At 69.4% G+C, this 21,868-nt stretch carries 19 protein-coding genes and 1 pseudogene; 11 read left to right on the top strand and 9 right to left on the bottom strand.

What is annotated here, in order from left to right; all coding sequences use genetic code 11:
* Positions 1–4: 4 nt before the first annotated feature.
* From QWJ37_RS02420 to QWJ37_RS02385, 8 genes are all read right to left on the bottom strand, one after another.
* The gene (locus QWJ37_RS02420) at positions 5–880 is read right to left on the bottom strand and encodes a TIM barrel protein (protein ID WP_290243834.1); all 876 of its coding nucleotides are present in this window, start codon (positions 878–880) and stop codon (positions 5–7) included.
* On the bottom strand, positions 880–1,719 hold the full coding sequence (locus QWJ37_RS02415) for a bifunctional allantoicase/(S)-ureidoglycine aminohydrolase (protein WP_290243832.1): 840 nt from the start codon (positions 1,717–1,719) through the stop codon (positions 880–882). The genes QWJ37_RS02420 and QWJ37_RS02415 overlap by 1 nt, the downstream gene beginning before the upstream one ends.
* Positions 1,720–1,756: 37 nt before the next feature.
* Entirely contained in the window at positions 1,757–3,091 is a 1,335-nt protein-coding gene (locus tag QWJ37_RS02410; RefSeq protein ID WP_290243831.1) for an aldolase/citrate lyase family protein, read from the bottom strand.
* A gap of 10 nt (positions 3,092–3,101) precedes the next feature.
* Positions 3,102–4,601, bottom strand: coding sequence for a nucleobase:cation symporter-2 family protein (locus tag QWJ37_RS02405; protein WP_290243830.1), 1,500 nt, complete (start codon positions 4,599–4,601; stop codon positions 3,102–3,104).
* A complete protein-coding gene (pucL, locus tag QWJ37_RS02400) occupies positions 4,601–5,521 on the bottom strand; it encodes a factor-independent urate hydroxylase (RefSeq protein WP_290243829.1) in 921 nt (306 codons plus the stop codon). Before pucL ends, QWJ37_RS02405 begins: the two co-directional genes overlap by 1 nt.
* A gap of 4 nt (positions 5,522–5,525) precedes the next feature.
* On the bottom strand, positions 5,526–5,867 hold the full coding sequence (gene uraH, locus QWJ37_RS02395; protein ID WP_227902865.1) for a hydroxyisourate hydrolase: 342 nt from the start codon (positions 5,865–5,867) through the stop codon (positions 5,526–5,528).
* The gene (gene uraD / locus QWJ37_RS02390) at positions 5,864–6,394 is read right to left on the bottom strand and encodes a 2-oxo-4-hydroxy-4-carboxy-5-ureidoimidazoline decarboxylase (protein WP_290243826.1); all 531 of its coding nucleotides are present in this window, start codon (positions 6,392–6,394) and stop codon (positions 5,864–5,866) included. The genes uraH and uraD overlap by 4 nt, the downstream gene beginning before the upstream one ends.
* A 553-nt stretch (positions 6,395–6,947) precedes the next feature.
* A complete protein-coding gene (locus QWJ37_RS02385; protein ID WP_290243824.1) occupies positions 6,948–8,369 on the bottom strand; it encodes an 8-oxoguanine deaminase in 1,422 nt (473 codons plus the stop codon).
* Positions 8,370–9,003: 634 nt separating this feature from the next.
* Between QWJ37_RS02385 and QWJ37_RS02380 the strand changes: the two genes are divergently transcribed.
* From QWJ37_RS02380 to QWJ37_RS02370, 3 genes are read left to right on the top strand one after another with little or no spacing between them, the layout of a single operon-like run.
* On the top strand, positions 9,004–10,203 hold the full coding sequence (locus QWJ37_RS02380; protein WP_290244820.1) for an XdhC/CoxI family protein: 1,200 nt from the start codon (positions 9,004–9,006) through the stop codon (positions 10,201–10,203).
* 9 nt (positions 10,204–10,212) lie between these two features.
* Positions 10,213–11,097, top strand: a complete 885-nt coding sequence (locus QWJ37_RS02375) for an FAD binding domain-containing protein (protein WP_290243822.1) — start codon at positions 10,213–10,215, stop codon at positions 11,095–11,097.
* Positions 11,094–14,003, top strand: a complete 2,910-nt coding sequence (locus tag QWJ37_RS02370; protein ID WP_290243820.1) for a molybdopterin cofactor-binding domain-containing protein — start codon at positions 11,094–11,096, stop codon at positions 14,001–14,003. The genes QWJ37_RS02375 and QWJ37_RS02370 overlap by 4 nt, the downstream gene beginning before the upstream one ends.
* Before the next feature lie 50 nt (positions 14,004–14,053).
* Here the strand turns inward: QWJ37_RS02370 and QWJ37_RS02365 are convergent, their stop codons facing one another.
* Entirely contained in the window at positions 14,054–15,058 is a 1,005-nt protein-coding gene (locus tag QWJ37_RS02365) for an EamA family transporter (RefSeq protein WP_290243818.1), read from the bottom strand.
* Between the two features lie 45 nt (positions 15,059–15,103).
* On the opposite strand from QWJ37_RS02365, the gene QWJ37_RS02360 reads away from it, so the two are divergent.
* The 8 genes and pseudogenes from QWJ37_RS02360 to QWJ37_RS02325 form a co-directional block, all read left to right on the top strand.
* Positions 15,104–15,580, top strand: a complete 477-nt coding sequence (locus tag QWJ37_RS02360) for a MarR family transcriptional regulator (protein ID WP_290243816.1) — start codon at positions 15,104–15,106, stop codon at positions 15,578–15,580.
* A 90-nt stretch (positions 15,581–15,670) separates the two neighbouring features.
* A complete protein-coding gene (locus tag QWJ37_RS02355; RefSeq protein WP_290243814.1) occupies positions 15,671–16,009 on the top strand; it encodes a PadR family transcriptional regulator in 339 nt (112 codons plus the stop codon).
* Entirely contained in the window at positions 16,006–17,172 is a 1,167-nt protein-coding gene (locus QWJ37_RS02350; protein ID WP_290243813.1) for a hypothetical protein, read from the top strand. Before QWJ37_RS02355 ends, QWJ37_RS02350 begins: the two co-directional genes overlap by 4 nt.
* 134 nt (positions 17,173–17,306) lie before the next feature.
* Positions 17,307–18,281, top strand: coding sequence for a hypothetical protein (locus QWJ37_RS02345; RefSeq protein WP_290243811.1), 975 nt, complete (start codon positions 17,307–17,309; stop codon positions 18,279–18,281).
* Between the two features lie 123 nt (positions 18,282–18,404).
* Positions 18,405–19,337, top strand: a complete 933-nt coding sequence (locus QWJ37_RS02340) for a hypothetical protein (RefSeq protein WP_290243809.1) — start codon at positions 18,405–18,407, stop codon at positions 19,335–19,337.
* A gap of 223 nt (positions 19,338–19,560) precedes the next feature.
* A complete protein-coding gene (locus QWJ37_RS02335; protein ID WP_290243807.1) occupies positions 19,561–20,346 on the top strand; it encodes a GNAT family N-acetyltransferase in 786 nt (261 codons plus the stop codon).
* A 16-nt stretch (positions 20,347–20,362) separates the two neighbouring features.
* Positions 20,363–20,866, top strand: coding sequence for a GNAT family N-acetyltransferase (locus QWJ37_RS02330; protein WP_290243805.1), 504 nt, complete (start codon positions 20,363–20,365; stop codon positions 20,864–20,866).
* A gap of 10 nt (positions 20,867–20,876) precedes the next feature.
* A pseudogene (locus tag QWJ37_RS02325) lies at positions 20,877–21,818 on the top strand (glycosyltransferase 87 family protein); the annotation flags it as partial.
* Positions 21,819–21,868: the final 50 nt, after the last annotated feature.

Below are 21,868 nucleotides of genomic sequence, written 5' to 3'. Positions count from 1 at the left end.
CCCATCACGAACCCTCCGTTGAAGAAATACCATCCGGTGAGGTGTCACCGGCTACCAAAAAATCCGCCGCCTGCAGGAACGTGCCCGGTGACAGGCCGTCCGCCGGCGCGAAGTACTCCAGCGAGACATCCCCGGCGTAGCCGCGGGCGCGCAGCTCCCGCACCCAGCGGGCCAGGGGCAGGCTGCCGGTGCCGGGGGCGCCACGGCCTGGTGCGTCGGCAATCTGCACATGGCCAAACCGGGCTGCGTCGGCGGCAATCAGCGCGGCCACGTCCTCGCCGTTGACCGCCAGGTGATAGAAGTCCGCAAGCAGCGCCGTGTTCTCCGCCCCGGCGTCGTGCGCCTGCTGCAGGACTGCGGCCGCGTCCGCCGCGGTGCGCAGCGGATAGTCCGGCGCACCGCTGAGCGGTTCCAGCAGCACTGTCCCGCCGAAGGGCGCCACGGCTGCGGCGGCGGCACGCAGGTTCCGCAGTGCTTCCGCGTCCTGCTCCTCCGGGCTGAAGTCCGTGCTGCGGTTCCCGTACAGGGCGTTGAACAGCCGGCAGCCCAGGCGCTTCCCGATCCCGGCCACCACCGCAGCATTGGCCCTGAACTGCGCACCCCGGTCCGGCAGGGACAGCACGCCACGCTCACCGGCGGGCATGTCCCCGCCGTAGAAGTTCAGTGCCCCCAGCTGCACGCCGGCGTCGCGGACGGCTGCTTCGAACTCCCGGACCTGCGCTTCGGCGGGTACCGGCTCCTCGAACGGCCACCAGAATTCCACCGTGCCAAACCCGGCGGCCCGCGCGGCGGCGGGGCGTTCCAGCAGCGGCAGTTCGGTGAACAGCGTGGAGCAGTTCACCGAGTACCCGGCCAGCGGGCCGCCGTCGGACGCCGTCATTACCGGCCGCCGAGCAGGACCTGGCGGTTGACGTCCTTGTACAGGAGGTAGCGGAAGTTGGACGGGCCGCCGGCGTAGCAGGCCTGCGGGCAGAAGGCGCGCAGGGACATGTAGTCCCCCTCCTCCACCTCCACCCAGTCCTGGTTCAGCCGGTACACGGCTTTGCCTTCCAGCACGTACAGTCCGTGTTCCATCACGTGGGTTTCCGCGAACGGGATGACGGCGCCGGGTTCGAACGTCACTACGTTCACGTGCATGTCATAGGCCACGTCATCCACCGGGATCATCCGGGTGGTGCGCCATTTGTTGTCCGTGCCGGGCATCGCGGCGGGTTCAATGTCCTGCTCGTTGCCAAAGACCGGCTGCGGGGTGTGGCCGGCGAGCGGCTGGTAGGCCTTGCGGATCCACTGGAACTTCGCAGGCTCGCCGCCCTCGTTGTAGGCACTCCACAGGGCTTCCGGCGGCAGGTAGGCAAAACCGCCCGGTGTCAGCACGTGGTCCCGGCCGAGCAGCCGGACGGTGAGGGCTCCTTCCAGCACAAACACGAAGGATTCCACCGTCAGTTCCGGTTCCGGGGCGCGGGATCCGCCGCCGGGTGCCACCTCCACCAGGTACTGGGCGAAGGTGGTGGCCCCGCCGGCTACCGGCCGGTTCAGGATCCAGGTGCGGGTGTCCGTCCATTCGGGCAGCACGCTGGTGACAATGTCGCGCAGTACGCCGCGCGGAATCACGGTGTAGGCCTCGGTCACCACGGCGCGTCCGGTGAGCAGCTCGGTCTGGCCCGGCAGGCCGCCGGCGGCTGCGTAGTAGCGCGGGGTGTCGGACTGGGGGGTATTCATCTAGCGGACCTTCTTTGGGGTGGGGAATTGGTGCCGGTCAGGACGGGGCGGGGCGGGAAGTGGACGGTGCGGAGGGCGCTGCCGGGACCGCTGCGGCGGCCTTGGGGTGGGCCAGGGCGGCGAGTTCGACGCCGGTCAGCCCGGTGCCGTCCGCCACTTCCGCCTCGGTCAGGGCGCCGCAGAGCAGTCCGCGGTGCACAAACCGGGCCAGCGCGCGGGCGGTGGCCGGTTCATCCAGCACCGTTCCCTCGAGCTTGGCAACGTAGGTGTGCAGCCGGCGGGCGGCGGCGTCGAACCCCTGCCGGTAGAAGGCGTAGGTGGCCAGGAAGCGGGTGGGCAGCTGGGCCGGGTGCAGGTCCCAGCCCTGGTAGAAGCCGCGTTCCAGGGAACGGCGCACCAGCCGGGCGTGCAGCTGCCAGGCGGCGCGGATTTCCTCCGGGGTGCCCAGTGGCAGGATGTTGGTGGAACCGTCCGAGAGCCGGACGCCGGTGCCGGCAACGGCCACCTGCATCACGGCCTTGGCGTAGTCCGCGGCCGGGTGCTCCATGGACTGGTATTCGGCGGCGATCTGCACCGAATCGCTGTAGTCATAGGTGCCGTAGTGCAGCGCCGAGATCCGGCCCTTGCCGCGGTGGATCAGCTGGGCCGCCGGCACGGTGCCGTTGGCGGCAAGGATGAGCTGCGGGGTTTCCACCTGCACTTCGAACCGCAGCCGTCCCGGTTCCAGTCCGTGCGCTTCCTCCAGGCGTTCGCAGGTGTAGACCATGGCCTCCACCTGCTCCACGGTGGAAACCTTGGGCAGGGTCAGGACCAGGCCCTCCGGCAGCTCCCCCGCCGCGAGCAGGCCGGCCAGGAACAGGTCCAGGGTGCGTACGCCGCGGGCCCGGGTGGCCGCTTCGAAGCACTTGAACCGTATACCCACGAACGGCGGGGCGGTGCCGTCCGCCACCGCGGCAGCGACAGCGACGGCAGCCTGCCGGGCGTGGGTATCCTCCTCCTCGTCCGGCCGCATCCCGTATCCGTCCTCGAAGTCCAGCCGCAGGTCCTCGATGGGTTCAGTCTGCAGTTTGGCCTCGACCAGGGGCACGACGGCGGCGGCCAGGTCCGCGTCCAACCCCGCCACCTCTGCCAGCTCCGTCAGCGACCCCTGCGCCGCCGCGGCGGCCAGGCCCTCCCGGCCCCAGTGGGCAGGCAGGGCCGGCACGCAGCGGTCGGCGGGAATGTAGACGGTGTGTACGGGCTGCCGGGTACCCGCGTCGCCCGGGTAGGCGGCGGCCAGCAGCCGGTCGGTGTCCGCGAGGACGGCGTCCAGCCGGTGCAGGTGGCCGTCACCGAGGACGGGTGCGGGTGCGGGGGCGGTGGAGGGTTTCACGGTCACGGTCCTAGTGGGGGTCGTTTTCGGTGCTGCCGGTGGTGGCCAGCGGGACTTCCTGGCCGTCGGCGTCGAGCAGTTTTCCGTCCTGCATGTGGTCGCCATCCTTCAGCGCCGCCGGGTCCTCAATGCGCACAATCCGGTTGGATCCTTCGGCGAAGACCGAGGGGTCCTCCGGGTTGCCGGAGCGGATGTGGTTGAAGAGGATGTTCATCAGGATCGCCATCACGGCGGCGGAACTGATGCCGGAGTGGAAGATGGTGCCAAACCAGGTGGGGAACTCGTCATAGAAGGTGGGTGCGGCAATCGGAATCATGCCGAAGCCTATGGACGTGGCCACGATAATGAAGTTCATGTTGTTGCGGTAGTCCACCTTCGCCAGGGTGCGGATACCGCTGGCCGCCACGGTGCCGAACAGGACAATGCCCGCGCCGCCAAGGACCGGCGTCGGCACCGCTGCCACCACCCGGCCCAGGACCGGAAGCAGGCCCAGGATGACCAGGATCAGACCGCCGGCGCTGACCACAAACCGGCTCTTGACGCCGGTGATGGCCACCAGGCCCACGTTCTGAGCGAAGGCGCTCTGGGTGAAGGAGTTGAACACCGGGGACAGGGCGCTGGAGAGCATGTCCGCGCGCAGGCCGTTGGCGATGCGCTTGGAGTCCACCTTGGTTTCGACAATTTCGCCCACCGCAATGATGTCCGCGGTGGTTTCGGTCAGGGTCACCAGGATCACGATCACCATGGAGATGATGGCCGCGGCCTCGAAGGTCGGCATGCCGAACGCGAAGGGTTCCGGGACGGCGAAGATCGCGCCGCTGCCGACGGCGGAGAAGTCGGCCTTGCCGGTGACGACGGCGAAGACGGTGCCGAGCACAATGGCGATCAGGATGGAGAGCCTGGAGATGGTGGAGTTGCCGAGCTTGCTCAGCAGCAGCACCAGCAGCAGCGTCAGCGCGGCCAGGCCGATGTTCGAGACGCTGCCGTAATCCGGGGCGGCGCTGCTGCCGCCCATGGCCCAGTTCGCGGCCACGGGCATCAGCGTCAGGCCGATGGTGGTGATCACGACGCCGGTGACCACCGGCGGGAAGAAGCGGATCACCTTGGCGAAGACCGGGGTGATCAGCAGGCCGATCAGCGAGGCGACTATCACCGCACCGAACACGGACTGCAGGCCGCCGCCGCCGTCGAGGATGGCGGTCATGGTGGCCACCCCGGCGAAGGACACACCCTGGACCAGGGGCAGCTGGGAGCCGAAGAACGGAATGCCGACGGTCTGCAGCAGGGTGGCCAGGCCGCCCACGAAGAGGCAGGCAGCGACGAGCATGCCGACGTCGGCGGAATCCAGTCCGGCGGCGGTACCGACAATCAGCGGCGGGGCGATGATGCCGCCGTACATGGTCAGCACATGCTGGAAGCCGTAGGCGAAGGTGCTGCCCAGCGGCAGTTTGGCGTCTTCCGGGCGGGCGGGCGCGCTGCCGGCCGTGGCGGGGCTGTGTTTGCGGCTCATCAGCAGAAACCGCCCACGGTATTCCAGACCGGCGAGTCCGCAACCACGCCTTCGCGCAGCACGGAGGCTTCGATCAGGCCGTAAGGGCGGTCCGCGGCGAAGAAGACCTCGTTGGGGTTGTCCAGGCCGAACGGCGCTAGGTCCACCAGGAAGTGGTGGTTGTTCGGCAGGGAGAGCCGTACTTCGGCGATCTCGGGGTGCGCGGCGATAACGGCCTTGCCCATTTCGAACATGGTCTGCTGCAGCGCCAGGGAATGCGTGTTCGCGAAGGCGTCCAGCAGCAGGGTCCGGGCGGAGGCGTACAGGGCGTTGAAATCCAGTGCGTCCAGGTCCGTGTCCGGGGCGTAGCGCCACTTCGCGGTCACGTCGGTGGCCAGGATCCGGTCGGTGGTTTCGGCCAGCGTGGTGTAGCGGTCCCGGGGGAAGCTGTGGAACTCGGAGCCGGTGGACTTCAGCACGGTCAGGCCGCTGATGCCGGAGACCAGGTGCTGCCGGCCGCCCTCGGAGACGAGCACCGCGGTGCGGATTTCTGACTTGTCCTTGGCGAAGGCGTGGTCATGGTCGCTGATCCGGTTCCAGAAGTACTGTTCAGCCGCCCAGCGGCCGCCGGAAACCCACTCGAAGCCGCCGGTGAAGTGCCGCTCCAGGCGCAGCAGGAACGCCTCGGGCGAGCCGACGCCGTCGCGGGCGAAGGCGTAAATGGTGTTCTTCTGGGTGTCGGTGGCCACCACGTGGGCATTGTCGCCCTCGGTGTGCGCTGCCTCGAAATCACCGTGCAGCTGGCTGGTGACGCTGAGGTCTTCGAGCTGGTGCCGGGCGGTGTCGCGGGTGACCTTCACCAGGCGCACCTCGGCCTTCCCGTACTGGTTGCTGCCGAGGACAATCTGGGCTGCGGTGGTGGCCTGGGTTGTTTCTGTCATGGGTTTAGCTTCCTCGGTAGGTGGAGTAGGCGAAGGGGCTCAGCAGCAGCGGTACGTGATAGTGCTGGGCCGCGTCGGTCAGGGCGAAAGTGAGGGAAACGCTGGGAAAGAAGGTCTCGGTGCCGGTGGCGGCAAAGTAGTCGCCGGTGGCGAAGTCGATCCGGTAGGTGCCGGGGGTGAGCTGTTCCGGGCCCAGGCTGGACACCCGGCCGTCGGCGTCGGTGGTGCCCTCCGCTACCCGGTCCCAGCCGTCTCCGCCGGCGGACCAGAGGGAGACGGCGACGCCGGCGGCTGGCCGGCCGGCGCCGGTGTCCAGGATGTGGGTGGTGACGTGGCTGCGGGTCATGGGTGTAGCAGTCCTTCCAGACGCAGAATGGCTATTTCGCGCAGCTGGGCCGCGATGACGGGGACTTCCTCCGCGGGCGTATGCCCGAGCCGCTCCTGCAGGGCGGCCAGGATTTCCTCGGCGCTGCGGCCGGCGGCGCGGATCAGGAAGACCTGGCCGAACTTCTCCTCGTAGGCGCGGTTGCCGGCCAGCAGCCGGTCCTGCACATCCTCGAGTCCGCTGACGGAGGCCTGCTCGCTGCGGGAGAAGCGGGCTTCGGTGCCGGAACCTGCCGGGCGCTCGCCGATCCGGGGATGGTGCGCCAGCGCGGCTTCGATCTCCGCCTCGGTGAAGTCCGGGGCGGCCAGTTCGGCGAAGCTGAGCAGTTCTCCGGCGGAGGCGAACGGGCGGGCTGCGGCTACCTCGTTGCACCAGCGCGGGATGTCCGCACAGGGGCGCAGCATGGCTTCGGCATCGGCCCTCCGGGCGGCGTTGAACGCGGTAAGGAAGTCCGGGGCGGCGTCGTCGGGGCGGAGTTCTGAGGGCACGGGTGTCAGCTTTCAGGTAGAGCTCGTCCGTTGCCGGCGCTGAACACCCTTGACCATCGGCGGCGCCGACTTGATTCGATGTTTCCTGCAAACGGAATTGATATGCCGGTCAGTCTGGGTGAGGTACGTCATATCTGTCAAGAAACATGTCATTCCGGCGGAATAAAACTGATTTATGTTTCCCGCCGGTAAATTCGGCGGTAACCGTGCGTCTTTTTCCGGGAAAGTATTGCGCCAGCGTCCGGGTCTCGGTGACAATCCCGGGCTTCGGCACACCTTCCTGTCGCCCCCGACCGGCCGGCCCCTGCGCACCTTCCCACCCACTGATGCCAGTGGTACTGGAGTGGTCCCACTGGGCAACACGCACCCCACCCGGTGGGACCCTGTGCGGCGCGGCCCCCAGCACCGGCCGGCCCCTGCGCACCTTCCCACCCACTGATGCCAGTGGTACTGGAGTGGTCCCACTGGGCAACACGCACCCCACCCGGTGGGACCCTGTGCGGCGCGGCCCCCAGCACCGGCCGCACCGACCGCACAGGCACACCCCGCCCGGTTACCCGGCCATCATCCGCCGGGCCGCCGCGGTGTGCCGGGCAATCAGCTCCGGCAGGTCCACGCCGGGCAGCTGCCCGTCGACTACGCGCCAGGCACCGCCGACCATCACCCGGTCCGCGCGGTCCGCGCCGCAGAGCAGCAGGGCCGAGAGCGGATCATGGCTGCCGGAGAAACGCAGGTCATCCAGCCGGAACATCGCCAGGTCTGCCTGCCGGCCCGGCGCCAGTTCGCCCACATCCTTCCGGCCCAGGGCCCGTGCTGATCCCTTGGTGGCCCAGCCCAGTGCACGTTCGGGCGTGATGGCTTCGGCGCCGTAGCGCAGCCGCTGCAGATACAGGGCCTGCCGGGCCTCCAGGATCAGGTTCGAAGCGTCATTGGAAGCCGAGCCGTCCACACCCAGCCCCACCGGGGCACCGGCGTCCTCCAGCTCCGCCATCCGGCCAATGCCGCTGGCCAGGCGCATGTTCGACGTCGGACAGTGGGCAACGGCGGTGCCTGCCGCACCCAGCCTGGCAATCTCGTCGTCGTTGAAATGCACGCCGTGCGCCAGCCAGGTCCGGTCCCCCAGCCAGCCGACACTCTCCAGATAATCCACCGTCCGCAGCCCGAACATCTCCAGGCAGAAGGCTTCCTCGTCCATGGTTTCGGCCAGGTGGGTGTGCAGCCGGACGTCCTGTTCCTCGGCAAGCGCGGCGCTGTCGCGCATGATCTCCCGGGTCACCGAGAACGGCGAACAGGGGGCCAGCCCAATCTGGATCACGGCGCCGTCACCGCGTTCGTGATAGTCCCGGATCAGCCGCCGGCTGTCCTCAAGGATCACCTCCGGAGCCTGGACCGTGTGCTGCGGCGGCAGGCCGCCGTCGTCCTCCCCCAGGGTCATGGAGCCGCGGGTGAGCATGGCCCGCATGCCCAGTTTCCGCACCACGTCCACCTGCACGTCAATGCCGTCCTCGAGCCCGTCGGGGAAGAGGTAGTGGTGGTCCGCGGCGGTGGTGCAGCCGGACAGCAGCAGTTCGGACAGCGCGACGGTGGTGGCCAGTTCCAGGTCCGCCGGGGTCAGCCTGGCCCACACCGGGTACAGGTTCTTCAGCCAGGGGAACAGCGGGGTGTTCACCACCGGCGCCCAGGCCCGGGTGAGGGTTTGGTAGAAGTGGTGGTGCGTGTTGATCAGCCCCGGCAGCAGCACGTGGCCGGACGCGTCAAAGACCTCGGAGCAGGGCGCGGACGGGGTTTGCCCGGCCGCCAGCACCTCGGCGATGATCCCGTTCTCGATCACCAGGCCGCCGGCGGCATCCAGTCCGTTGGCGGTGAAGGCGGCCAGCGGGTTCCTGATCCAAAGGCGGGCGCGGGGTGAATCGGGTACGACGACGGCGGCGGGTGCTGAGGCGGTGGGTGCTGAGGCGGGCGTGGAAGCGTTCATGGAACAACCTTGGGCAGACAGACCCCTCCCGGGGCCAGCTCAGTGGGCTTGTCTGCTGATCCAAGAGGCCGGTTCCGCATTCCGGTCCGCGCAGGCGGCGGGCCGGACGATCTGTGCGCCGGTGGCCTGACCGTCCGCACGGCCCCACCCTACCCAGATGACGGTGCCATCCCGGAAAATGTGAAGCAAACGACTGTGCCCCTCCTTCCCGCAGCGGACTTTCCGGTCCAAGGGGTTTCCGGTCCAAGGGGTTTCCGGTCCAAGGGGTTTCCGGTCCAAGGGGTCTCCAGTGCAGCACGCGCCCGGGCGGGCGGGGCGAGGCGGCCGGGCAGCCGTACGCGTCATAACCGGCGGGGTGTCCCGCGTGCCGGGACACCGTGGTAGGCTTCCGTGCAATTACCGGAGCAATTGCGGCATTCATCGTTTCCCGGCGGTGCCGGAATATGCATTCTTTTCCGCCTGCAGGGCGGATCAATGCGCGCCGTAATATGTTTCGCTTTTAGTCATTGTTTTGCGGATTTAAGGCCCCTGCCCGGTTCTCCCGGCAGGGGGAACTCACCGCTTTGGTTACTGGGTTAGCCGGTGGCGGTTGCCGCCGGCAGGTGTTGCTGGAGGGTAGGCCGCAGTGTTGGACATGCTCAATGCGCTGGCATCCGCCACGGCGGACGGTGCCCCATGCGCGGTGGCGACCATTGTGCGGGCGTCCGGCTCCGTGCCCCGCCAGGTCGGCACCTCCATGCTCATCAGCGGAACCGGAGAGATCACCGGTTCCCTTTCCGGCGGTTGCGTTGAGGCCGCCGTCGTCACCGCCGCCGAAGAGGTCCTCGCCGCGGGCCGTGCCCGGGTGGAGGCCTTCGGCTACAGCGATGCCGATGCCTTCGCCGTCGGCCTCAGCTGCGGCGGCACCTTGGAGGTCCTGATCCAGCCGGTCGCCGCCGGCACCTTTCCCCTTATCCCCGGACCCGACGCCCCCTGTGCCCTGATCCGGCGGATCGACGCCGCAGCGTCCGACGGCGTACCTGCTGCCCCGTTGCTTGTCACCGACCCGGCCGGTGCCACCGATGCCGGTCTCCTCGCCGCCCACGGCGCGGCCCTGACCGCGATGCTGGGCATGGATCCGGCGCGTGCCGCTGCCCGGATCGCCCCGCTGCTCGCGGCCGGACGGACCGGCGTCGTCGAACTGGACGGTCCGGGCCTGGGCGTACCGGAGCTGGGCGCATCGGCGGACGGCGGTCCGGATACCGTGTGCGAGCCGGGTGGCCCCGTCCTGTTCCTGGAATCCCGGCTCGCGCCGCCGCGCCTGATCCTGATCGGCGCCAATGATTTCTCCGCCGCGCTGGCCCGGCAGGGCCGGCTGCTGGGCTATCACGTGACCATCTGCGACGCCCGGCGCGCGTTCACCACCCCGGACCGGTTCCCCGCGGCGCACCATGTACAGGTGCAGTGGCCGGATCAGTACCTGCGCCGCGAAGCCGCAGGCGGGAACCTGGATGCCCGGACCGTGGTGTGCGTGCTCAGCCATGACGCCAAGTTTGATGTCCCGGTGCTGGCCGAGGCCCTGCGGGGCAACCTCGCCTATGTGGGGGCCATGGGATCCCGGCGCAGCCACGAACAGCGGATGGCCGCCCTGCGCGCCGCGGGCCTGACCGCCCGCGAGCTGGCGAAGCTGCACTCCCCCATCGGGCTGGACATCGGCGCCGCCACACCGGAGGAAACCGCCCTGTCCGTCTTCGCCGAAATTGTTGCCGCCCGCTCCGGGGCTGCCGCCAGCGGGCAGCCGCTGCGGACCCGCAGCGGGCCCATCCATCCGTACAACCGACTTCACGCCAGCTAAGGGACCCCTATGGACATGCCTACCGTTTCCGACGTCATCCGTACCGCGGATCCGCAGCAGTGGCGCCCCGGGGATGCCTGGATGGCCGGCGGCACGGTGCTGTTCTCCTACGGTTCGGACACGCTGGCCCGGCTGCTGGATATCACCGCCGCCGGCTGGGAATCCCTGACCGTGTCCGGGGACGGCCTGGAGATCGCCGCCACCTGCACCATCGCCGAGCTGTTCGCCTTCCCCGGCGCCGCCCCGGCCGCGGCCCGGGAGCAGTGGCCGGCTTTGGGCCTGATTCCGCTGTGCTGTGATTCCTTTGTCGCCTCCTTTAAGGTCTGGAATGTTTCCACCGTGGGCGGGAACATCTGCACCGGCCTGCCCGCCGGACCCATGACGTCGCTGACCACGGCACTGGACGGCGTCGCACTGGTCCACTCCCCGGACGGCACCTCGCGCCGGCTGCCCGTGACCGAGCTGGTCATCGGCGACGGCCGCACCGCGCTGGCTCCGGGCGAACTGCTGCGCAGCGTCACCCTGCCCGCGTCCGCCCTGCGGGCCCGCACCGCGTTCCGGCGGCTGTCCCTGACCAACCTTGGCCGCTCCGGGGTGCTGGTGATCGGCCGGCTGGATGAGGACGGCACGTTTGTCCTGACCGTCACCGCCGCCACCAAGCGTCCGGTCCAGCTGCGGTTCGCCGCCGTGCCCACCCGTGCCGAGCTGCGCGCCGAGCTGGACCGCAGCATCGACGCCGCGCTCTGGCATGACGACGTGCACGGCCTGCCCGAATGGCGGCACTACATGACGGACCGGCTGGCCGAGGAAATCCGCGCCGAACTCGCCGCTCCGGCTCCCCCCGCTGCTTCCGCTTCCGCCAACACCCCTGCCCCGAAGGAGGGTTCCCTGTGACCTACCGGATCAATGACGCCGAGGTGGAGGCCACCCCCTTCCCCGGCCAGTGCCTGCGCACCTTCCTGCGCGAACAGGGCAACCTGGGAGTCAAAAAGGGCTGCGACGCCGGGGACTGCGGCGCCTGCACCGTGCACGTTGACGGCAAACCCGTGCACAGCTGCCTCTACCCCGCGGTGCGCGCCGAGGGCCGGGAAATCACCACCATTGAAGGCCTGGCCGGTGAGGACGGGCTGCACCCGATGCAGCAGCAGTTCCTGGACGCCCAAGGCTTCCAGTGCGGCTTCTGCACCGCCGGCATGGTGATGACCGCCGCCACCTTCGACGAGGAGCAGAAGGCCAACCTGCCGCGGAACCTGAAGGGCAACCTCTGCCGCTGCACCGGCTACCGCGCCATCGGGGACGCGGTCTGCGGGCACCGGCATGTGGACGTGCCCGACGACGGCGCCCCGGATCCGGAGGACGGCGCAGCCAGCACCCCTGCGCCGCGCACCGTCGGCACCAGCGTGCCCGCCCCGGCCGGCCCGGACATTGTCACCGGCCGGGCCCGCTACACCATGGACGTTCCGGCAGCCGACCTGCCCGGGCTGCTGCACATGAAGATCCTCCGCTCCCCGCACGCGCACGCCCGGATTGTTTCCATCGATGCGAGCGCCGCCCTGGCCGTGCCCGGGGTCGAAGCGGTGCTCACGCACGAGGACGCGCCGGACCAGCTCTTCTCCACCGCCCAGCACGAACTGCACACCGACGATCCCGATGACACCCGGATCCTGGACACCGTGGTGCGTTTCCGCGGCCAGCGGGTGGCCGCCGTCGTCGCCGCCTCGGTGGGTGCTGCCGCGGAAGGCGTGCGCGCGCTGAAGGTCGAGTACGAGCTGCTGCCCGCCGTGCTGGACACCGACGCCGCACTGGCCGACGGCGCCCCCGAGGTCCACCCCGGCACGGCCGGGAACATCGTGGCGGAACTGCACTCGGAGCTCGGCGACGCGGAGGCCGGACTTGCGGCGGCCGCCGTCGTGCACGAGAACACCTACGTCAGCCAGCGGCTGCAGCACGTGGCAATGGAAACGCACGGCTCCATCGCGTCCTTTGATGAGAAGGGACGCCTGGTGGTGCGCACCTCCACGCAGGTTCCGTTCCTGATCCGCCGCGCACTGTGCCGGGTGCTCGGGATGAAGCCGGCCTCGGTGCGGGTGCTCACCGGCCGGGTGGGCGGCGGGTTCGGCGGCAAGCAGGAAATGCTCACCGAGGACATTGTGGCCCTGGCGGCCCTGAAGCTGAACCGGCCGGTGCAGCTGGAGCTGACCCGCGAGGAACAGTTCACCGCCACCACCACCCGGCACCCGTTTGCCGTGCATGTCCGCGCCGGCGCCGCGGCGGACGGCACCCTGACCGCCCTCGCGGTGGACGTCACAGCGAACACCGGGGCCTACGGCAACCACGCGCCCGGCGTGATGTTCCACGGCTGCGGGGAATCCGTGGCCGTGTATAAATGCGCGAACAAGAAGGTGGACGCCCGCTCGGTGTACACCAACACGCTGCCCTCCGGCGCATTCCGCGGCTACGGGCTGAGCCAGATGATCTACGCCATCGAATCCGCCATGGACGAGCTGGCCCGCGGGCTGGGCATGGATCCGCTGGAGTTCCGCCGCCGCAACGTGGTGGCCAAGGGCGATGACATGGTTTCCACCGCCCCCGAACCGGCCGAGGACGTGCACTACGGCAGCTACGGGCTGGACCAGTGCATTGACCTGGTCTCCGCCGCCCTGGCCGAGGGACGGCAGCGGCCGGAAACCTCCGGGGCGCAGCTGCCCGCGGCGTCGGGGCTTTCCGGGGAGGACGGCGGGGCGGACGACGTCGGGGCTGACGACGTCGACGGCTGGCTGATTGGCGAGGGCACCGCCGTCGCCATGATCGACACCGTGCCGCCGCGCGGACACATCAGCCACGCAAAGATCTCCCTGCAGGAGGACGGCCGGTACGGGCTGAACGTGGGCACCTCCGAGTTCGGCAACGGCACCACCACCGTGCACACGCAGCTGGCCTCCACCGCACTGCATACCACCGCGGACCGGATCGTGATCCGGCAGTCGGACACCGATCTGGTGGACCACGACACCGGCGCCTACGGCTCCACCGGCACCGTGGTCGCGGGCAAGGCCTCGCTGGCCGCCGCCCAGGAACTGGCCACCCTGCTCAAAGGCTTCGCGGCGTCCCTGTTTTCCAACACCTCGGCCCAGGTGCAGCTGCTGGCCGACTGTGTGGAGTGCGACGGCGAGCGGATCCCGCTGGCCGAGGTTGCCGCGCGCGCCCGGGCCGAGGAGATCGATCTGTCCGCCGAGGGCCGCTGGGGCGGAACGCCGCGCTCGGTGGCCTTCAATGTGCAGGGCTTCCGGGTGGCGGTCAACGCCGGCACCGGCGAGCTGCGGATCCTGCAGAGCGTGCATGCCGCGGACGCCGGCGTCGTGATGAACCCGGTGCAGTGCCGCGGCCAGATTGAGGGCGGCATTGCCCAGGCCCTGGGGGCTGCCCTGTATGAGGAGGTGCGAATTGACGCCGAGGGCACGGTGGAAACCCGGATCCTGCGCCAGTACCACATCCCCACGTTCGCCGATGTGCCGCGCACGGAGGTCTTCTTCGCGGAAACCGATGATGCGCTGGGGCCGATGGGCGCCAAGTCCATGAGCGAGAGCCCGTTCAACCCGGTGGCTCCCGCCCTGGCCAACGCCCTGCGGGACGCCACGGGGATCCGGTTCGCCCGGCTGCCGTTTGCCCGGGACACCATCTACCTGGGCATGCGGGCGGCCCGGGAGGATTCCGGCGACGTACAGTCCGGCGACGCCCAGGCTGCCGGGAATCTGGCCGCCGGGCTGCGCGAACGGGACGCTCCGGCTCCGGCGGTGTAGGGCTGCCGGCGCGCCGGGCCGCGCCCCGGCGGCAGGCCGGTGGGTGCAGCTCAGCCCCTCCGGCTGATGGCGTTTCGCTCCGCTTTGTCCGTTTTCCCTCCAGTTTGGGAAATCGCTGCCGGTTTGCAGCGGAGGGATTTCCCAAACTGGAGGCGTTTTCCCAAAGTGGAGGAATTTTCCCCACCGATGGGCTTCTTCCTCAGTGCCCTGCCGGCCGGACCGGCCAGCACCAGTGCACCCAGAACGACAGCCGCGCCAAGACACTGGCCGGGGCTCAGCGCCTGCCCGGCGAGCAGCCAGCCGGCCGCGGCAGCAACCACCGGACTGAGCAGCCCGAGCAATGCGGCACTGGACGCCGGAAGCCGGTGCAGGCCGCGGAACCACAGGCTGTAGGCCAGGGCGGAGCCGATCAGACAGAGATAGGCATAACCGGCGAGGTTGATGCCGGTCAGGGCGGGCGGCGGTCCTTCCACCAGCAGCGCCAGCGGAAGCAGGAACACTCCGCCGGCGATCAGCTGCCAGGACGTGGAGGCCAGCAGCGTATCCGGGACACCCCATTTTTTGGTCAGGACCACCCCGGCGGCCATGGCTACCGCCCCTCCCAGCGCAGCCGCCACACCCACCGCGTCCAGACGGGCCTGTGCCTGCAGCACCAGCAGCCCGACGCCGGCCATCCCGGCGGTACCTGCCGCCAGTTTCCGTCCGGTCAGCCGTTCCCCGATCCAGCGCGAGGCAAAAAGCGCCACCAGCAGCGGCTGCACGGCACCCACCGTGGCGGCCACCCCGCCGGGCAGCCGGTAGGCGGCCACAAACAGCAGCGCAAAGAACAGCCCGATATTCAGCACTCCCAGCACCGCCGAACGCCACCACCACTGGCCGCGGGGCAGACGCCGCACGAGCAGAAGCAGCAGCAGCCCTGCGGGCAGGGAGCGCAGCAAGGCGGCCAGCAGGGGCCGCTCCGGCGGCAGCAGTTCCGCTGCCACGATGTACGTGGTTCCCCAAACAATCGGTGCCAGGGCCGTCGTTAGGGTCAGGATCAAGGATTTGCTAAGCACTTAGCTAATGTAGCTAAGTGCTTAGCAAATTGCTAGGGTGCAATCATGACTGATCACGTAGGCAGGGTCCTGGAGCAGTGGGCAGCGGAGTGGCCGGACCTGGATGTCTCACCGATGGCCGTGGTGGGGCGGCTGTCGCGGGTGGCACGCCGCTTCGATGAACAGCTGGCGGAAACGTTCGCCAGCCACGGCCTGGACGCGGCCTCCTTTGACGTCCTGGCCACACTGCGCCGCTCCGGCCCGCCGTACACACTCACCCCCAAGGATCTGAGCGCCAGCTCCATGGTCACCTCCGCCGCCATAGCCCAGCGGCTGAACCGGTTGGAGGCACAGGGGTACGTGCGGCGCTCCCCCAGCTCCGCCGACCGGCGGGGCAAGCTGGTCTCGCTGACGGATGCGGGCCGGAGCGCCGTCGATGCCGCCCTCCCCGACCACGTGGCCACCGAACAGCGGTTGCTGGCCGCCCTGGACAAGGATGAACGCGCCGCACTGGCCGCGCTGCTGGCCAAACTGGATGAGTGACGCGGGCCGGAATACGCCCGGCAAAACCGTGACCCGACCGTTATATATATTTGTTCCCTATATTCAGTTTTCCTGAGTATTGTTCTGGGCATGAGCAAGCATGAGATGCGCGAACCGACCTTCCTGGTCCTCTCCGCCCTGGCAGACGGGCCCAAGCACGGCTACGCCCTGATCTCCGAGGCAAAGGGTCTTTCCGGCGGCCGCGTGAAGCTGCAGCCCGGCACCCTGTACGGCGTGCTGGACCGGCTGCGCGAAGACGGTCTGGTGGAGATTTCCGGCGAGGATGTGGTGGACGGCCGCGCCCGCCGCTATTACCGGATCACCGAGAACGGTGCCGCCACGCTGGGCCGCGAAGCCGAACGGCTGGCGGCCAATGCCCGGCAGGCCATGTCCAAGCTGAAGCTGCGCGCAGCGCAGGCCGGCGCATGAACACCGGCGGCGCGCCCCGGCAGGCCGCCCGCCCCTCCCGGCAGGCGCACGGCACATCCGGACCGGCGCACGGCAGCCCAGCTCCTGAAACCGGCAGGGACACCACCGCACTGGAGGCCGCCTACGCCAGGGCACTGTATGCCTACCCCGGCAGCTGGCGCCGGGAACAGGGTGCGGAAATGATCGGCGTGCTGCTCGACGTCGCACGCAGTGAACACCGTACCCACCCCACTCCGGCAGAGCTGATTAACCTGGTGGGCAACGGCCTGGCCGCTCGCGCCCTGGCCCTGCTCGGCGCGGTGGGACGGACGCGCCGCAACGGCATCGCCTTCACCGCCACGGTGCTGGCCACCCACCTGGCCCTCACCCTGACCCTGCTGGGCGAGTGGGGACCATGGGTCCGCCCGGGAACCCTGCGCTGGCGGCCCACCGGTGAAGGGTTCGGCGAGTCCCTGTTGCCGCTGGGACCGTTCACGACGGCGGCCGCAGTGGTGTATCTGGCACTGATCGCCGGGTTCCTGGCTACGTTGGCAGGCCAGCGGGCTCTGCGCCGGACGCTGTACCTCAGCGCCGCAGCTGCGGCTCCCCTGGTCAGTCTGGCCGGCACCTGGATGGAGGTGCTGGCGCCCCCATTGGTTCCCATGCTGGGGGTGAGCGCACTGGCGCTGCTGGCGTTGGCCGGCAACCCTGCCACCACTACCTCCGGACGGCTGTTGCTGGCGGTTGTCACCGCCGGTGTTTCATGGGGTGGGGTGATGCTCGCGGTGAGCCGGCTCCCCGGCGGTGCCGCCCTGTTCTTTTACGACGCCGACAGCCTGGTGGCCGTGGATGCCCGCTCCCTCACCCTGGCGGCGGTGTTCCTGATGCTCCTGGCGGGCATGCTGCTGGCCAGCGGACGGCGCGCCCTGCCCTGGACCGTGGGCCTGGCCGTGGCTGCCGTGCCCCTACTGGTCCGGCTCTGGTCCGGTGGTCTGCTGGACGGCGGTTTGCTGGACGGCGCGGTACTGGACGCGGCCCTGACCGGTTCCGGTCTGCCGGCTGACGCCGGTTGGGGCGGGGGCTTCCTGCTCCTGGCTCCGGTGGCCGCGGCGCTGACCGCCGTCGGCCTGCGTCTCGGAAGCATCGGCTCCCGCCGTAGGCAAGGCTTCCCCCGCACCACCTAAGACGTGTGGCCCGCTTGAGCCCACCCGCCTTACCCGCACCACCGCATTCCCTCCCGAATAACGTTCCACGGACACGCTCCCGATGAGCCGGTCCGGTACTGCCGCACACCCGCACCAGTCTCGAAAGGCACATCATGAACCGCTCCGTGAGCACACCTTCCCGCCGGCCGGACCGCGCCCAGGGCTCTGTATCCCCGGCGCCCGGCCGCCGTCGTCGTTATCTCGCCGGCCTCGGCTCCGCACTGTTGATCGGCACGGCAACACTGGCCGGCTGCTCCGCTGATGCCGGGCTGACCGTGGTGGCGGATTCCTCCGCCGACCCGTTCGAGGCCTACCTGGCCGAGGAAATGGACCAGGCGTTCTTCGCCCAGGACGTGCTCCGTTTCCAGTGCTACGCGGACAACGGCTACTCCGAGTACGCCCAGTTCATCCCCACCGAACCCCGGACCCAGTACCGGAGCGAGCTGCTGGATCAGCTGACCGTCACCGACGCCTTCTTCGGCAGCGTGCAGGACGCCACGGACCGGGGTCTGCGATACGAGGCGCAGCCGCCCGCCCCCGCCAAAGTCTTTGTGCACGATGCAGCCTTCGACGCCGTGGCCGCCGCCTGCGACACCAAGGCCTGGGCCGCGCTGGGGAAGGACGCCGAGAATACCCTGATCGACTACAACCGGCTCGCCAGCAAGCTCTCGGGCATCTTCGAGCCCACCATGGATGATCTGCAGCCGCTGCAGGCGAAAGTGGTGCAGTGCTTGGCCGACGCCGGGGAACCGGTAACCGCCGCACCGGACCAGCTCTTCGGCATGGCGCCCGGGGTCGAGCTCGGCGCCCCGGTGGAATACCCGGAACGCAGCGGCCCGAAGCAGTCCGCCGGGGTGGAGATCATTCCCGCGGATACCGAAATTTCCTACGAGCCCACCCCGGCGGAGGCGGCCCTGGCCGTGAAGTACTACAACTGCTCCGTGGAAACCGGGGTGCGGGAGGAATTTGCCGCGTCGATCCTGGCGGCCAAGAAGGCCGCCGTTGCGGAACACGCAGCGGAGCTGGAGAAGCTGAACCCGCACATCACGCAGATTGCCGCGGCCGCGAAGGACCTGCTGGACAGCTGACACTGTGGCGGGGGGGGCCCCCGCCGCCCCCCCGCCCGGCATGTCTTTCCCCGTGCAGGACTCAGAACCCCCTAGGCTGAGGCCCCAATGGAGGTTGGGGTGCCGGGTTGAGAGGAAACCGCTGTGGGTATTTTTGGCAACAAGTCCGCCGGAACGGAAACTCCGGATTCGCACCTGACATTCTTTTCAGTTTCCGACGCGAACGAGTTCCGGGCGGCAACCCGGCAGGTCTTTGCCGAGCTCGGCTACGAGGTTGATGTTTATCCGGACCACGCCGTGGACCGTGCGGGCCGAAAGTTCGGGTTCTGGAACATCGCCGCAGTCTGCCAGTCCGAGCCTCATCAGGTGTGGCCGGGGCTGATCCGCGGACACCTGCAGCGGCTGCTGACCAGCTTCGATACCCCTGACCCGTTCCAGGGCCTGTCCCCGGCGGACATCCCGGGCCGGACCTTCGCCCGGCTGTATGAAGAATCCGTGGTTCCCGAACTCGACGGCCACCCGCACCGCGAATTCGCGCCCGGAGTCATTGAAATGCTGGCACTGGACCTGCCGGACACCGTCGCGGTGTTCCGGCATGAAAACGCCAGAACCTACGGCGGCTATGCGGCGCTGCGGGAGCAGGGCCTGGCGAACCTGCACGGCCTGGACGTTGAACGGCTGGAGCACATGACCCCACCCGAAGGCGGCACGGTCACCGCCCTGATCGGCGAGTCCTTCTACACCGCAAGCCGTGCACTGCTGCTGCCCGGGCTGGCCACCGAGCTCACCGGCAAACAGATCCGGGAGGACTACGGCTGGCTGATGTGCATTCCGAACCGGCACCAGGTCGCCTGGCACGTCATCGAGGATGACTCCGTGATCGGGGCGGTCAGCGGCATGGCCCGGTTCGCCGCGGCCGGATACACCAACTCGCCCGGCCCGCTGAGCCCGCACGTCTATTGGTGGAACGGAACGGGCTATGAACAGCTCACCGAGGTGTCCGACGACGGCGGCCTGACAGTGAGGGTGGGCCCGGACTTCCAGGCGGTTCTCGAGTCGGTCATGGCAGCCCGGTAAGCCCTGCCCGCCCGAAGCTGGCACCGCGCCGATGCCCGGCCGCCGCCGTTTTATGACGCTGCCCTGACACGTTGGACCGGCACCGCGTCCCTGGCCCGGGCAGCAGTTAGAATCAGCGCAGAAGACGCGGCGGGGGCCCGGGACTACAACAGAAATACCGGCCCTCCGGCGGCCGGATACCCTTCCGGAGCCCGTCTTGGCCCCGTTCCCGGAAGAAGTAGAAATGCATCCCTTCACCCCCGCCTCACAGCAGGTCACCCTGCCGGTACAGCCGGCCGCCGCGGGACAGCGGCCCGGCATGGGCGGCACGCCCCGGCCCTTCCTGCCGGACACACTGCGCACCATCCGCTCCGCCCAGAACGGTGCCGGGCAGAAGGCCCGCCAGGTGACCCTGCTGCGCGATGATCCGGCCAAATCCGACGTTATGTCGCTGCTGGCCCAGAACCGCGACCTGCTGTATCCCGGGCTGGGAGCCGGCGCAGCCGGGCTGACCCCTCCCTACCTGAAGCACCCGTCGGTGAGCTTCTGGACCGTGCGCGAAAACGGCACGCTGCTGGGCTGCGGCGCACTCAAGGAACTTACCCCGCCGGTCCCCGGCAGCGGCACCACCGGCCTGTGCGGGGAAATCACGTCCATGCGCACCGCCGCGTACGCCCGCGGACTGGGTGTGGGCCAGGTGCTGCTGCAGCAGATCATCAGCAATGCCAGCGCCCGCGGCTACGCCTGCCTGCTGCTGGAAACCGGAACCCAGGACTTCTTCGCCTCCTCCCGGCGGCTGTACCAGCGCCACGGCTTTGTCGACTGCCGGCCGTTCGGCACCTACCGGGCGGATCCGGGCAGCATCTTCATGCGCCTTGACCTGCAGCCCGCCGCCTCCGCAGCCGGAGCGGAGGCGGAGACGGCCGATGCCGCCGCAGCCCCCGCCGCACGGGAGCATGCCAAGCCCGGCACTCTGACCGCCATCCTCGCCGCCCAGCGGGCCATGGCGGCGCGGCCGCCGGTGCGCTGAGAAGGCCAGGCAAACCGTGAACCTGCAGCTCGATGACCCCTGCACCCCGGACGTGCTGGCCCTGCTGGAGGAGCACCTGGCAGACATGTTCGCCACCTCCCCGGCCGAAAGCGTGCATGCCCTGGACCCGGAAGCACTGCGCGATCCGTCCGTCACGTTCTGGACCGTGCGCGGACACGGCCTGCTGCTGGGCTGCGGCGCACTGAGGGAACTGAACCCGCATCAGGGTGAAATCAAGTCCATGCGCACCGCCGCCTCCGCCCCCGGGCTCGGCGTCGCCACCCGGATCCTGCAGGGCATCCTGGCCGAGGCGCAGGCGCGCGGGTACCGGTCCGTGCTGCTGGAAACCGGCACCGAGGACTTCTTCGCCCCGGCCCGCCGGCTCTACGCCCGGCACGGGTTCACCGAATGCCCGCCCTTCGGCAGCTACACCGAGGACCCGCACAGCGTGTTCATGGCCCTGGACGCGGATACCTCCGGACGGTTCCCCGTCCCCGGCCGGCAGGAGACCGCCCACTAAACTGGCAGGCATGGCACTAACGACGGCGGAACCCCGCGCCCGCACCCGCACGCAGGTCCTCTGGCTCGCCGTCGGGCTTCCGGTGGCACTGCTGCTGGTGGTGCTGGGCGCGCAGATCCACGGGCTGGACTTCACCGTCTACCGTGAGGGCGCCCGGGCGTTCCTGGGCCTGGGCGAACACCGGCTGTATGACCCGGCGCTGGTGCAGACGGATACCCGCGGGCTGCCGTTCACCTATCCGCCCTTCGCCGCCCTGCTGCTGACCCCGTTCGCGTTCCTGCCCGAAGCCGTGGGGCTGGTGCTGATCACGGCCACCTCGTGCGCCTGCCTGCTGGTCACCGGGTTCCTCGTGGCCCGCTACCTGGAACGCAACGAGGTGCTCCCGGCGAAGCTGCATCATGCCCTCGGCGGCAGCGCCGGCACCGCCGTCCTGGCCGTGCTGCTGATCGGCGTGCTGGGACCGTGGCGGGAGGGGTTGGGCTTCGGCCAGATCAACCCGATGCTGATGCTGCTGATTGTCGCGGACCTGCTCCGCCCGGCGTCCGCCAGGTTCCCGCGCGGCATCCTGATCGGCCTGGCGGCGGGCATCAAGCTCACGCCGCTGGCGTTCGGGCTGATTTTCCTGGTCCGGAAGGACTGGCGGGCCATCCTGGCCATGGGCGGGACCTTCGCCGCCACCGTGGCTGCAGGCTGGCTGGCCTCCCCGGAGCAGGCGCGGACGTTCTGGTTCGACTCGCTGTTTAATGCGGACCGGGTCGGCGACACGACGGATATGTACAACGTGTCGCTGAACTCGCTCATTGCCCATTTCGGCACCCCCGAGGCGCTGCAGCGTCCGCTCTGGCTGCTCGCCTCCGCCGCCGTCGTCGTCCTGGGGTTCCTCGCGATCCGGCGCTCGGACGCCCGCGGCGATGCCGTGGCGGCGATCAGCGCGAATGCCGTGGTGATGCTGACCATTTCGCCGATCTCCTGGTTCCACCACTGGGTCTGGATCGCACTGAT

Origin of the sequence: Arthrobacter sp. YD2, assembly GCF_030410475.1 — a bacterium.
GTDB lineage: Bacteria > Actinomycetota > Actinomycetes > Actinomycetales > Micrococcaceae > Arthrobacter_B > Arthrobacter_B zhangbolii.
The sequence above is the reverse complement of the archived record's forward strand: the minus strand, read 5'-3'. Positions and strand labels throughout refer to the sequence as shown.